Here is a 14335-nt window from a genome sequence, read left to right as displayed (position 1 = left end):
TCATCATTCGTTTCCTTTTCTGTTACTTTTTCAGCAAGCCCTAATTAGTCTTACTCTTGAAACTTTTAAATAACTGAGATAAACCTTCCTGAAGTGTGATGTTCGCTGTTATATTGAAGTTATCCTTTGCTGCTTTAGGATTACCGATGGAATAACGAATATCTCCTTCACGGGGATCTTGATGTAGGATCGGTACAACTTGTTCTGCAACATTCATGGCTGTTTGAGCAAGTTCATGAATTGAAATTCTCTCTCCTGTGCATACATTAAATACAGGTGCTTCAGTTGTTGCCTGATTTAAGGCTGCAATCAAGTACCGCACAACATCGCTAACAAATATAAAATCACGGGTTTGATTTCCATCTCCAAAAATGGTAATTGATTGATTTGAAAGGATGCGATTAGCAAAAATGGAAATCACTCCAGAATAGGGAGAAGAAGGGTCTTGACGAGGGCCATAAACGTTGAAGAATCTCAGACCACAAGTGGGTACGCCATCAATATTGCCAGCTACTTTAGCGTGAAGCTCACAACCTAGTTTATCGGCTCCATAAGCAGTCAGAGGTTGTTTAGGGTAAGATTCATCAATAAGATTCTCCTCTGTGTTACCATATACAGCAGCAGAGGAAGCGTAAATAACCGGTATAGGTCTTTTACCTGTTCTACGGGCGACATTGAAAATGTTAATCGTTCCTGTTAGATTAACTTGGTGGGTTCCTACCCAGTCTTGATTGGAGCTTTGAGTTGAGGCGATCGCTGCTAGATGAAAACAAGCATCGGTTTCTTTTATAATTGAGTTGACCAGAGTGGAATTAGTTATATTGCCAACAATGAGTTCAGCTTGATCATTTAAGTTATATTCTCTACCAGTGGACAAATCATCTAAGACTATGACCTGATATCCTTGATCTATGAGGACATCGACAAGATGAGAACCAATAAAGCCACATCCACCCGTCACTAACATTGTTTTCATATTGATTACTTAAGACACCTTTAACGACTATTATGAATCAATCTAACAGGAAAGGAAACATACAACTCGCTAATCAACTTCAAAGAGAAGGAAAGTGGGATGAAGCCATTTCTCTCTACCGTCAAGCCCTAGAAAACAACCCTGCTTTCAGTTGGTATTATAGTCAATTAGCTGAAATTTTTAAAAAAAAAGGGTGTTGGGAAGAAGTCATTCAAGCTTGTAACAAAGCTATTGAGTTAAACCCTAATTCAGCTTGGTTTTATTATCAATTATGTGAAGTTTTTATCAAAATAGAAAATTCAATAGATGCTGTTAAAGCCTACAAAGCCATTATTCAATTGAAGCACTCTTCTATATCTCCATTGAATGACTATTATATTAAATACTATCCCAATTTAGCACTATCATTAGTACAGCAAGGTTTATTGAATCCGGTTCTGGATTGCTATGATGAAGTATTGAAAAGTGAACCTAATAGTGCTTGGATATACTATGATTTTGGCTTAATCTTAGCAGAACGAGGATTGATGCCAGAAGCAGTAGTCTGTTTTCAGCGTGCACCTCAATTAAGCGAAGCTTTGATGTCCCCAGAAAATTTAGATAAAGTTTTATCAGCTTATCAGATAGCTATTCAATTTCAACAATCCGATACTACTTTTGATCAAAAATATGACGCTAAAAAATACTCAAGTTTAGCCTTATCATTAGTGCAGCAAGGTCTACTGGATCATATCATAAATTGCTATGACCAAGTATTTAATCTTGAACCTGATAGTGCCAGTATATACTATAACTTGGGTGTAATTTTAGGGGAACGTAAATTTTTTAAAGAAGCAGTAATTTGTTTTCACCGAGCTCCTCAGATCAAACTTATGATGAATATCCAAGAACATAGTTCTCCTATTTTAGGAGAACACAAAATTAAAAATGGTGAAGTTTATTCAAGAATATGGCATTACTTGAACAAAAAAGATTTTAACTCATTTTATGATGAAAATTGTTTTGACCATTTGCCCCTAGATTTTTGTACGGTATCAAAATACTTTGAACATCAAAATCAATTAAAATATATGGAAATAAAAAATTTATCTAATCAAAATAATAAAGAAAATGATATCAACAGAAAATACCTAACAGAAGTTGGTATATCTTTAGCAAATTTGATGATTATTTCTCAAAACAATGCTACTTTGGAAGAAATTTATATCAATAGTTTTACTGATGACTTTAGTTTTAATTTTTTAAGGAAACCAGAGAAAGTTTCACCGTTGGTAGAAAAATCAATTCATTATTGTCATCATCAAGTCATTGATCAGCAAAGTATTATTGAAACTGGTTATAGATACTGTATTTGTCCTATGACCGGTGCAATTCTTAAATCTAATCAATCATTTTATATGGATTTTTTTAGGTGTAACTTTTATCGTTTTGTGGGTTCGGAAGTTTTCTACATAATCGAAACTGATCTAACAGGAGAGAAAAAGTTTATTTATTTTCCAAAGCCAGATTTGCTGATTAATTTAGTAGATCCTTTTTACTATGGTTTTTGGAATAGTAAATATTGGAATTTGATTCGATTTAAAAGTTGTATGGTTTGTAATTGGAAAAAAGTCAAATCTTATATTATAAGTGATCAGAAGAAAAAAGTGGTATCAGTTTTGGGAAGCTATAATCATCTTGGACACCATTTTTATCAAGAACTTACAGCTATTCAGTATTTATATGATCAGTCAATTTTAGATAAGGTGGATCATTTTTTAATTGGCCCTACTGAATTTTTAAAAATAGATGAGGTTTTTCCAGAAATATCAGGTAATAAAATACACAAAATAGAAGAAGGACAAAGTATTTTTGAAACTATTTTAGAAAATCACTATTTTGCCTCAAGGTTTACCCAATTTTTTGTTACAGAGAAGTTAGTAAGTCGCATAGTTAAATCCTCTTACAATTATGTGTTTCAACAAAATCCACAAGATATTTCTAGAAGTTTATCGCACATTGAATTATTAAATTATTTAAGGAAAAAAAGAAAATATTCAGAAATTCAAAAACCTGAATTTGGGGAGATTGAAAAATCCTTCCCTTTGCTTTGGATTAATGTACGCTCTCACAATAGAATATGGGTTTCTCAGGTCGAAGGAATAGCAAACATTATTAACAATTTGTATGTTGAGTATCCTCAAATGGGAGTGATATTTAGTGGATGGTCTTCCCTAGAACGAGGAGACTCAAAGAACGAGACTGTAATTCAACGTGAAAGGGCTTTAGTTCAAAACATAATCGATCTTATTCCTGTGAATCTCAAGGTCTATAATACTATCGGTTGCTCTATCTATGAATCAGTTTTATGGTCTATAGCTACAGATATATACATAGCTCCTGTGGGTGGAGGACCATTATTTTACATGACATATATAGCTAATAATCCTAATGGTGTATTACATTACAACACGACGTTATCACACTTAGATGATAGGTATTGGTTCCGAGAAAATGCTAAACCACCAAGAGTGTTAATATCTCAAAAACCGTATGTTACTAATTTAAACTCTAATGGTGTTAGCACCCTTACTGATTATGAATGTAACTGGAAAGCCATTTACAATGAAATTTGTAAAATAATTGGTGATTTAGTTTCTTTCAACAATATAAAATAAGATTCTTATTTATTCTAAAACTCTAGCAGGATTTCCAATAACGACAGTGTGGGGGAGTACATCACGAGTCACTACTGCACCCCCCCCAACTGTAGCACCTTCACCAATATTTATCCTTGGTAAAATAACTGCACCAACACCAATCATTGAGTAGCGACCAACAGTCACACAACCTGCAAGTCTAGCACCAGGGGAAATACATACCCCGTCTGACAAAACACATTCATGGTCTACGATTGCACCGGTATTAATTAGACAAGCACGACCTATTCTAGTCTCAACACAAATTGTTGCATGAGCCATGATTTGAGAACCCGCACCAATGTCTACATGAGCATCTATAAATGCTGTAGGGTGTTTAGCAATAATTGGGATCAAACCAAAGGATTCTAAATATTCTTGAATTTCTACTCTATCTTTTCCTTTAGATTTCTCGCCTCCAATCGCAACCAGGAAGCCTATCTTATCACGCTGTAGATCTGTACTGTGTAACCACCTCCTAAACCCTTCCTTCCCATAATATAAAGAAACATCATCAAATGGCGAAGATAATTCATTGTTATTGTCAAATAAAGCTATCAAGTTTATGTTATACCTTTGCAAGCAAGCTCTCAAAACCTTCGCATGACCTGCTGCTCCCCAAAAAACGACGTTTTTTATTGTTTCATTAATGTTCATATGACTAAGAGTGTGCATTAAGTTGACTAATTACTAAATTCTAGTCGGTTTCCATTAAGAACAGCGATATCTCCTTGAAATTGTATATCAGTACAAAGTTGTTGAATGATTTCATCATAGAATCGAGGTGTCATAATAATCACTGCATCTACAGGATCAGTTATAAGTTGACTGGGAGGAACTATTGGCAAATGAGAAGCGGGAGTAAAACGCCCCTGTTTATGAGGAGAAGAATCAACAACATAAGCTAACCCTTTGGGCTGAGCAAGGGATAAAAGAGTCATGCCATGATGGCTGGCTCCCCACACAGCAATCCGTTTTCCTTGAGAAAGATAATTCTCAATAAATTCCGTTAATTGTTGGCTGAGTTGTTCTACCGACTTACTCAGCTGATCAAGGCTATTTTGTTCTTGCTTCTGAACAATTGCAACAATATGTTCACCATCCCAATCTCGCTCAATATTCAAGATTTCAAATCCATTTTTTTCTAAGGCAAATCTTAAAGTTTTTATAGTAAAATAAGATAAATGATCAATGAGAAAATCATAAATTCTTTGACCTTCTAGTGCTTTTTCAAAACTAGGAACTTCAATTAAACCCATAGCATCATGAGTTAAGTTGTTATAGATAGCTTGAAGAAATTCATTAGGGTTAGAGATATGTTCAAAAACGTGCATCGTAACAAAAGCATCAAATGGAGCAGATTCCACTACAGAACTTTTGCTCATATACCCATACTGAATTGGTAAACCCTTCTGACGACCCAATTCAACTGATTTTTTAGAAGGCTCAATACCAAAAGGCTTTGCTCCTGCTTTTGCGAGTAATTCCATAAAATGACCATCACCACAACCCACTTCCATCACTTTTTTTCCGTTTAAATGGAACTGGGTAATAAAGTGATCAGCCTGCTTTCTTCGATGTTCTAGCATTTTTGGGGAATAACCATGAGCAGATGTTACTTGGTCAGCATAAGTAACTTGCTCTCCCCCAAGCTGGACAAGACTACAACTAGAACACTGGTATATGTTGAGATTGACTGCTACATCTGTGTTGAGTTGCTCTTTTGTGGGAAAAACATGAGCGCCACAAGGCACATTTTCTAGTTTAATAATCGGTTCTTGAGATAAGCTAGCACCACAAAGGCGACAAGTGTTGGGACTCGAATGAGACATGTCATGTAATTGATTTAACATAGGATAGTCACCGAATCATTTTAATAATGCTGATCAAACTCGCAGAGCGCATTGACTACATAATCTACTTCTGCTTCTGTTAATTGAGGAAACAAAGGCAGCGTGAGCATAGTTGGCCAGACTTCTAAAGCAACAGGAATTTCACTGTTATAATCTTTGAATAAAGGATGTAAGGGCAAAGGCATATAATGCACACCTGTTGCAATTCCCTTTTGTTTAAGATGAAGAATCAAGTCGTCTCGTTTTGCACAACGCACCCCAAATATCCAATAGGAAGAATCCTTAAGATCGTAAGGATATAAAGGCTGAATATTTCGACAATCATTAATGCCATCTAGGTATTGCTGAATAATGTCACAACGTCTTTGATTCATCCAGTCTATTTTCTGGAGTTGGGCTAAACCTATAGCAGCACTGAGGTCATTCATATTGTACTTGTAACCTAGAACTGCAACCTCATAATACCAATGACGGGTACTCATTACCTGAGCATCCGTATAATCAGCAACACGCTTCCAAGTATCTTTATCAATTCCTACCCAACGATTAGCTCTTAGCGGTTCAATCAATTCTGGATTATTGGAACAAATCATGCCCCCATCACCAGTGGTCATACATTTTTTCTCCTCAAAACTGAAGCAGCCTATATCGCCCCAAGTGCCTAGCTTTTTACCTTGATAAATTCCTCCAACCGTATGAGCACAGTCTTCAATGACTGCCAAATGATGTTCTTTTGCAAAGGCTATCAGTCTATCCATGGGTACAGGATGCCCTCCCAGATGGACTGGCATGACTGCAACACAATCCTTGGTTACTTTCTGATTCAAATCATCCAGGCTCAGAGAAAGAGTTTCTCGATCTACATCAACAAACACAGGTTCCAGTCGATTGTATAAAACTGCTGTAGCTGTTGCAACAAAGGTCAGAGCCGGTACTAAAACCTTGGAACCTTCAGGAAAATTAAAGGCAGTTAATGCTAAGTGTAATGCAGCGGTTCCTGAATTCACCCCAACAGAAGATGGAGTGCCAATATAGGTATTCCATTCTTGTTCAAACTTGGACACCAGAGGGCCTAAACCCATCCAAGCTCGGTCAAAAACATCACGAATCTTAGCTAGTTCTTCCTCACCAACACAAGGTTTAAATAATCTAATTTCCATTTTTTCTCCTAAAGAATAAAGGGGGAAACAAATTCTTTGAAAGTTCTTAGCTGGGAGTCTTTATCCGAAAGAAACGGATTGGCAAAAGGCCATTGTATACTAATAGATTCATCATTCCATATTAGTCCTCCTTCTGCTTCAGGATGATAGGGGGAATCTACCTTATAATACACTATAACGTTGGGGGTGAGTGTACAAAATCCATGAGCAAAGCCTTTGGGTATATAGACCATTGTTTGATTATGTTCCGATAGTTCAATACTGTCCCATTGACCATAAGTTTCAGAATTTTTTCTGAGATCGACAAAAACATCAAGGATTTTACCTTGAATAACCCGTACTAACTTAGTCTCATCATGGGGAGGCTTTTGGAAGTGCAGTCCACGAATGATCCCTTGTTTTTTGGAAAGAGATTGATTCTCTTGAACCCAAGCAGTTGTTAGACCCTGTTCGCGAAAAATATCTTCATCATAAATCCTCATGAAATATCCTCTTTCATCTTGATGAGACTTCAAATTAATTTCATAAGTTCCTTTGAGTTTTAAAGGTTTAATATTCATAGTTTTGCAAGAGAGATTAAATGAACGAGTTGCATTTTTTCATAGGCTTTTAAAGAAATTATAATACCAATTAATTGTTTCCTGTAAGCCGACTTCCAAAGAATACTGTGGATACCAGCTTAAAAGCTTTCGAGCTTTTTTCGCAGATAAATATTGATGTTTAATCTCATGTTTTGCTTCATTTAAAATCTTGGTTTCTAAGGATGTTTTATTCGTTAACATCAATACTTTATGTACTAGATCTAACACTTTAATTTGGATCTCATTACTAAAATTAAATGCCTCACCCCAGATTTCTTTTCGCTCCATCTGTTCAGCTAAATGCAGATAAGCTAACACCCCATCCCTGACATAAAAATAATCACGGATATAACTACCATCACTACGGATAGTAACAGGTTTATCGTGGAAAGCAGAACGAATTGTATCCGGTACAATGCGGTTAAAATTTAAGTCTCCCCCGCCATAAAAATTACCACAGCGAGTGATACAAACAGGCAACCCATAGCTCACATAATAAGTGCGACAAATCAAATCCGCACAACTTTTGGACACATCATAAGGATGTTCCCCTTGCAAGGGTGTCGTTTCATCGTAGGGCAAAATTTCCTGATCACCATAAGCTTTATCGCTAGATGCCACCACAATGCGACTGACACCTCCGACACGGCGACAAGCTTCTAATAGGTTCCAAGTGCCTTTAATATTGGCTTCAAAGGTGGCTAACGGTTCACGGTTGGCTACTCCGACAATAGTTTGAGCCGCTAAGTGAAAAACCGTATCAACTTCATACTCATTAATTGCTCGTGCTAGGGTTGGTAAATCTTCAATACAACCCCGAACAATATTAATTTGATGATGCCAGTTTTCTGTATAAAGTCGGGACTGAGGAACGCCATCTCGGATTAATGCTGTTACCCTAGCTCCTCGATTCACTAACTCGGCTACTAACCAACTCCCTAATAACCCTGTACCACCCGTAACAAACACAGAGCGATCGCGCCAAAATTCACTCATTTCCATACCTTCCAAGGAGCTTGTTGACTTTCCCACATTTTATTAAGTTCAGTGTATTCTTTAAAGGTATCCATCGCATAAAAAAAGCCATGATGCTGATAACTCATTAACTGACCCTCCGCCGTTAAACGCTCTAAAGGTTCCCGTTCTAATATACAATGCCCTCCCTCTAAATAATCAAATACTTTGCGGTTAAAGACAAAATAACCCGCACTCACCCATTTGTTATCCTTAATTTTCTCCCCAAACTTCAACACCCTAGCTTCTCGTTCATCAATATCCACAATTCCATAACGAGAAGGCGGTTGTACCGTTGTGACGGTTGCCAGTTTTCCATGTTCCTGATGGAAACTGAGTAATTCTGCAATATTGACATCAGCCAGACCATCGCCATAAGTGACCATAAATAGATCATCTTCGATGTACTTCTCGATCTGCTTAATTCGTCCTCCGGTCTGGGTATCAACTCCCGTATTAGCTAGGGTAACCCGGAAATTCTGCTCATCGTGATTATTCAGATAACTAATTTGGTTCGGAACTCCTAAACCGATGGTAAAGTCATTGTTCATCGCTTCATAGTTGAGGAAATATTCCTTGATCATATTTCCCCGATATCCCAAACAAGCAATAAAATCCAGGAACCCATAATGGGCATAGAGTTTCATAATATGCCAAATGATCGGACGTCCGCCAACTTCAACTAAGGGTTTAGGGCGGTATTCTGTTTCTTCTCGGAGACGAGTACCCAAGCCTCCAGCTAAAATGACAACTTGCATTTTTCTAAAAAAATTGAGATAGATACATTAAAACGTAAGGCTGACAATCATTAAAATTTAATTGTTAAACTTTGCCTTCCTGTCTATTTCTTGGTTAGAGTCGATAGGAGCGTTACCACTCCTACCTCTCTTTCAAAACCGTGCATGAGACTTTCACCTCACACGGCTCCTTGATAATTCCATCCTTGTTATGGATACGATTCAAAACGGATTATTGTCATAATTCTCAACTATTGGTAATTGTTTACTTTTCGTTAAAGAACCATCATTTGCCGTTTTTATGTCGTGACAATGTTTGTGTAAAAGTTGCCAGTTTTCGTAGGTGTCTTTTCCACCTAATGTTGTTGGTATTATATGGTCAACTTCTACAATGTCTGTACTTGTAAAATACAGACCACAGTGAGGACAGATACTCTTTTGTTTCTTGATAAGTGTTGCCACTCTTTTAGGAGTTTCTGGGTATTCGCCTCGTCGTTTACTCCAATAAATCCAGTTACCATCAAACGGACTAGCTTCACCCTTAACCTTTGTATGCCTTACGATTGGCGTACTGTCATGGGTGAGTAATTTTAGCCCATCTTCTGTACTGAAACACCAATTTCTGTCTCCTACTGTTCGCCAGTATTTGTCTTTATTGATGTCCCCTTTTCCCCTCTTTCTTGCCCAGGCTCTCAACTTGTCGTAAGTTAGATGGTCAACCTTTGAGAAGGTTTCTTTACTAACAACTGTTGAGTAATAGTTTGACCAGCCTCTAATAATAGGATTCAGCTTGCTAATTAAAGCAGCTTGTGGGGCGGTCTTATGGGTATCTATTATTTCAGTTATTTTGACAAGATGGTTTTTGATTTTGGTTTTTGAGGGTGTGATTAATGTACTAAAACCTAGCGGTGTTCCATTCGTGTTGTTGGCACATCGGTAGTTACCTACTTTGTGTTGTTGAATGTGGAACCCTAAGAACTCAAACCCAGCATTTCCATCAATTTCATTGAGGGTGTGGGTTAATTTTGTTTTGCTTGGTTTTAATTCCAGTCCTATATCACTTAACCAGTCAACGATTATCTCTTTTTTGCTGACCAGGAATTAATCAGGATCTTCTGAAGTTTGCGAACTGCTTTCACATCACCTCGTTCACTCGCTTGAAATATGCGCTTTTGCAACTTAAAAGTCACCCGTTCTAGCTTTCGCCAATTGATGTCTTTCCACTCCACCGTCTGATTGTTCAGCGTTTTAGATTTATTCATTGCTACTTGTTCTATTTCTTTGGAATTACCGAGTATCTGTCAGCATATCCCTTGCATTACCAAGGGCATTCGCTTTTGATACCATCCCTTCCCTAACTATCATTCGTTAGCTACTTACTGGTTATCGACCAATACCAGAGATAATTAGGGGTTACTTCGTTCCGATTACACATTTGTTTGAAGTCTTTAGCGTGATGCTCTCCACCGGGTTTATTGGGCGGTGCTTATAAGTCGATACTCGAATCGCTTATGCCCTATCCTTGCCTTTTGGCTTGGTGATTTAGCCATTACACCATTAATGGTCACGATGGTTCTGACACATCTTTGCTTGCGCTACACATGGACTTCTTGCTCGATAGTTACCAGATTTGGCTTCCAGTAGTTCTACCTTTTAACCCCGCTTTAGTCTGTTGGTTGCTACCCGAGCAAACTAGGGGTTATGCTTTCACCTCCGCACTTGAGGGATGGGACTTAATTCACTGAATTTCACCCATAAATGTAATCAGTTGTCACTAACTGCCTGAGCAGCTATGCTAACCATCCCATAAGCTTTTTAGCTTATTTTAGGTTAAACGAATCGCACCGAATACGCCATAGCATTATCTCTAGCCATAGATTCTAAAGGACGCATCCAATCTTTTAACTCTGTATCAGCGAAAAATTTATTCACCACCCTTTCAAGATCTTGAGATAACTGCTGAGGTTTTTCCATGATCTTCATATTGAGTTCTTTATTGTAACAGACCTGCCGATGGAACCAAATTGCAGAACAGTTTCTTAACCCCAAACGCAAAACCACATCAATTGTAGCTGCTTCCTGATGGTAAAATTGACGATCAAAACCACCTAAGAGGTTCAGCATTGAACAACGAAGCACAATTATACTGTCGCTAAACGGCTTCCATAAGTTCGGCAGCTTCCAAATATGGATATCATCTAAATCAGGTAAATCCTCCCAAGGGGTAGTGTTAACCCAAGTGTCACCTTGTGATATTTGCTTTCCAGCAAATATCATATCAGTCTTGGTAGATTCTCTTTTTACAAAAGTCATCAGTTGCGTTAATCCTCCTGGGCTTAAACAGCTATCCCCCCCCAGAAATAGTATAAACTCTCCTTGCGCAACTTGAAGTCCTTGATTTCGGGCTGCTAGAACGCCCAATTTCTCCTGTTGAATATATCGAATCTGATCCCATTCAGACTGTAAAACAGTAGAGATGTGATCCTCTGAACCCTGATCAACTACAACGATTTCAGTGTTAGGGTATTTTTGATTTAGAATGCTTGTAACTGTTTTTCTAATTGTATTTAAAGGGTGATTAGCCGTGACAACAACAGTAACTTTTGGTAATTCTTGAATCTTTCCAGTTATAATTATTGGGTTGGATTTACAAAATAACTCCCGATAATCTTGCTTAGGAAAAACTTGGCACTGTCCATCTAAAGTAGCATCAATAATCTGACGATTATTAATCTTAAAATAATCATAGGCAATTTTATAATGATGTTCAGAAGTTGGTAAATCAGGTAAATGCCATTTAGTGCCTTTACCAAAGTAATCAGGATGAAAATGATTCGGATCATCACCGGGAGAAATTACTTCTTTATGGGGTTGTCCTTGAGTTACAAAATGATGATCAACCCCAATTAAAATTACAGTTTCAAATCCCATGTAGTAGGCTAACTGCATGGCTATATAGGTGACTGTACTGCCTTCATTTAATCCTTGAGTGGGATCAGGACTGAAAGCAATATCAGGCGGAGGGTTAGTTTTAATAAAGAAAATATCATCTTGGGGTAATAGATAGGGAATTCCTCGGTTACTTAAAAACTTAGGACAAGGAATATTTAAAATTTCCTCAGCATTTTGTTCAATCACTAAGCGGTTAACTGAAACATAATAAGTAGGAATAAATCCCCATTTTTCAAATCCTAAATAAATTTTGTTTAATCCAAAACAAATTTCATTTTTAAGAAAGGATAAATCCATCTGGTTTAAACTAGGGCCATTACCAATAATAACGCAACGCTGTCCCTTATGCTTATCTTTCAAGGCTAATAAACGCTGATTGGAATCTTTAATAACTGCTAATTCTTTTTCCGGTAAATAGACGTTATTAATCCAATCCTCAAACTCATTAACCTTACTAATTTCTGGATGCTCTGCTGGTATTTTAGATACATAGTTGGTTCGATAAATCTCTAAACCCTTTTGAAACTGTTGAATATTTTCTCGACAAAAATCTAAAACCACTTGACCGATCTTAGGGACTTTTCTATTTAGCTCTAGTTTGAGTTGAGCTTGGGCTATCGATAACAAACTAACTTGATCTAATTCAGGATGTGCTTTTTCTACAGCTTGCATATAATTTGGAAAAGGAAACCTAACAAAATAGGGGCAATAATCAAATGTATAGGAATCACCTCGACTTCCACTATAGGCAAGTCCTCTCAAAATACTTCCCCAATCAATGGTTGTTACTTGTAATTGTTGGGCAATTTCATAACATAATATTTTTGCACATCCACCTAAAGAAATAAAGACTGTATCAATATTATATTTCAGAACTAAAACGAGGATATCTAGTTTAATTAAATCTAAATTTTCCTTTAAATTATTACCCTGATCACGAGGTTGAAGAAAAAAAACAGAGTTTTCCTTATGCCAAAACTTTTGTGTCAGTTTTCTATAGTCTTGATCTTGGTAAAGTTTCTCTAGGATAGCTGCCTCAGCACCCACAATTAAACAACGCCTTCCCAGTAAATAATCATGGAGTTTATAATAAGTCCAATCTCTAATTAAATTTCCAGTTTTTGGGTGATTATTGATATAAGTTTGAGAAGCGATAGATAAATTAATTCTAGGGAAGTTTTGCCTATTGTAGTCTTGATTCATGCAAAGATCAAGATAACTACAGTTTTGATAGGCAATTACAAGCCTTTGATAATGGCATGGATCAAGACCTGTTAACTTCACATCCCTTGAATTCATTAAATAGCCCAACTCCCCATCCCCCATTCTGAGGTATGAGGTTTCACCACCTCGTCCTAAAAATTGGTGTAGGTGTTCTATAGCTTGAGAACGTATGTCCTTGGGGGTTAATTCAGAAGAAAATTGACTCATTTTCCGATCATTCAATATTCAACCAAGTGAACATTTCTGTCACCGACAATTTCATATCTTTAACACTTTCTAAAACCGGTAAAATTTCTTGCTCTGATTTGATGTCAGGAAATTGATTAGGCTGAAATATAATGACTGATTCATCTTTAGGATCAATTAACCATCCCAATTCTGTTCCTTGCTTCAGACAAAAAATAATCTTTTTAATAACTTTGTTGGGAGATTGTTCGGGAGATAGAATTTCAATGACCCAATCAGGATAAATTTCAAAGCGATTTTCAATTCTCCCTTGTTCTGTTTTCGGGATGCGCTTCCAAGTAAAAATGGCAAGATCAGGCACTAGAGAACGTTNCAATTTCTGCTTCTGCCACATAAGCAAGTTGATAGCCAAGTCCCAGTACCCGTTTAGCCCAATCCAAATCTTCTAAACCTGTTAAGGTTTCATTATAGGGCAGTTGTTGCCACAGGGAACGGCGAATCGCAGCGTTAGCATTATTGCAGAAGGGATGGTCTTGATACCAGTGAGACTCATCAGGAAACCACTTAGCAAAGACTTGATGTTCAGAATATTTACTCTGTTGATTTCCCCGTTGTTTCCCATAAGTTAGGGCAATTTTGGGGTCACGGAAGGGAACTAACAGTTGTTCGAGCCAGTCCCGATAAACGGGGTAAACATGGGCACTAGCAATCACAATGATATCCCCTGTGGCAGCTTGACACCCCAGATTCAGTGCTCGACCAAAGGAAAATTCCTGGGGCTTGATTGACACAAGTTTGATAGGATAACGGGAGGCAATAGCAAGGGTGGCATCCGTGGAGCCAGAGTCTACTAAGATAATTTCAACATCCTGCACACTTTGCTCAATGATGCCACTGAGCAGGCGTCCTATATGTTGTTCTTCGTTGTAGCATCGAATCACAATAGAGCATTTGGCCATATTGATAGACTTTAT

13 protein-coding genes are annotated in these 14335 nt (G+C 37.3%); 1 reads left to right on the top strand and 12 read right to left on the bottom strand.

Annotated features, from left to right (window positions below; genetic code table 11):
- Positions 1-40: 40 nt before the first annotated feature.
- Positions 41-976, bottom strand: a complete 936-nt coding sequence (locus PL9214_RS23900) for an NAD-dependent epimerase/dehydratase family protein (protein ID WP_072721568.1) — start codon at positions 974-976, stop codon at positions 41-43.
- 32 nt (positions 977-1008) lie between these two features.
- Between PL9214_RS23900 and PL9214_RS23895 the strand changes: the two genes are divergently transcribed.
- Complete coding sequence (locus PL9214_RS23895; RefSeq protein ID WP_072721567.1) at positions 1009-3633, top strand: tetratricopeptide repeat protein; 2625 nt, start codon at positions 1009-1011, stop codon at positions 3631-3633.
- 9 nt (positions 3634-3642) lie between these two features.
- On the opposite strand, the gene PL9214_RS23890 is transcribed toward PL9214_RS23895, so the two are convergent.
- From PL9214_RS23890 to PL9214_RS23845, 11 genes are all read right to left on the bottom strand, one after another.
- On the bottom strand, positions 3643-4329 hold the full coding sequence (locus PL9214_RS23890; RefSeq protein ID WP_245824355.1) for an acetyltransferase: 687 nt from the start codon (positions 4327-4329) through the stop codon (positions 3643-3645).
- Between the two features lie 8 nt (positions 4330-4337).
- Complete coding sequence (locus PL9214_RS23885) at positions 4338-5486, bottom strand: class I SAM-dependent methyltransferase (protein ID WP_072722316.1); 1149 nt, start codon at positions 5484-5486, stop codon at positions 4338-4340.
- Positions 5487-5527: 41 nt separating this feature from the next.
- Complete coding sequence (locus PL9214_RS23880) at positions 5528-6667, bottom strand: DegT/DnrJ/EryC1/StrS family aminotransferase (RefSeq protein ID WP_072721565.1); 1140 nt, start codon at positions 6665-6667, stop codon at positions 5528-5530.
- A gap of 8 nt (positions 6668-6675) precedes the next feature.
- Complete coding sequence (gene rfbC, locus PL9214_RS23875) at positions 6676-7227, bottom strand: dTDP-4-dehydrorhamnose 3,5-epimerase (protein ID WP_072721563.1); 552 nt, start codon at positions 7225-7227, stop codon at positions 6676-6678.
- 39 nt (positions 7228-7266) lie between these two features.
- The gene (locus PL9214_RS23870) at positions 7267-8244 is read right to left on the bottom strand and encodes a GDP-mannose 4,6-dehydratase (RefSeq protein WP_072722315.1); all 978 of its coding nucleotides are present in this window, start codon (positions 8242-8244) and stop codon (positions 7267-7269) included.
- Positions 8241-9020 carry a glucose-1-phosphate cytidylyltransferase gene (rfbF, locus tag PL9214_RS23865; RefSeq protein ID WP_072721562.1) on the bottom strand — a complete coding sequence of 260 codons (780 nt, stop codon included), beginning with the start codon at positions 9018-9020 and terminating at the stop codon, positions 8241-8243. Before rfbF ends, PL9214_RS23870 begins: the two co-directional genes overlap by 4 nt.
- Before the next feature lie 201 nt (positions 9021-9221).
- Positions 9222-9866 (bottom strand): group II intron maturase-specific domain-containing protein, encoded by a 645-nt coding sequence (locus PL9214_RS32480; protein WP_437126751.1) that lies wholly within the window; start codon positions 9864-9866, stop codon positions 9222-9224.
- Between the two features lie 209 nt (positions 9867-10075).
- A complete protein-coding gene (locus PL9214_RS32470) occupies positions 10076-10261 on the bottom strand; it encodes a reverse transcriptase N-terminal domain-containing protein (RefSeq protein ID WP_245824353.1) in 186 nt (61 codons plus the stop codon).
- A gap of 568 nt (positions 10262-10829) precedes the next feature.
- Positions 10830-13382 (bottom strand): glycosyltransferase, encoded by a 2553-nt coding sequence (locus tag PL9214_RS23855; protein ID WP_139295145.1) that lies wholly within the window; start codon positions 13380-13382, stop codon positions 10830-10832.
- Between the two features lie 7 nt (positions 13383-13389).
- Entirely contained in the window at positions 13390-13755 is a 366-nt protein-coding gene (locus PL9214_RS23850) for a Uma2 family endonuclease (RefSeq protein ID WP_083580166.1), read from the bottom strand.
- Positions 13715-14320 (bottom strand): glycosyltransferase family 2 protein, encoded by a 606-nt coding sequence (locus PL9214_RS23845; protein WP_083580165.1) that lies wholly within the window; start codon positions 14318-14320, stop codon positions 13715-13717. Before PL9214_RS23845 ends, PL9214_RS23850 begins: the two co-directional genes overlap by 41 nt.
- Positions 14321-14335 lie beyond the last annotated feature (15 nt).

The sequence above is a fragment of the Planktothrix tepida PCC 9214 genome (genome assembly GCF_900009145.1).
Lineage (GTDB): Bacteria > Cyanobacteriota > Cyanobacteriia > Cyanobacteriales > Microcoleaceae > Planktothrix > Planktothrix tepida.
This window is presented reverse-complemented; position numbering and strand designations above follow the sequence as displayed.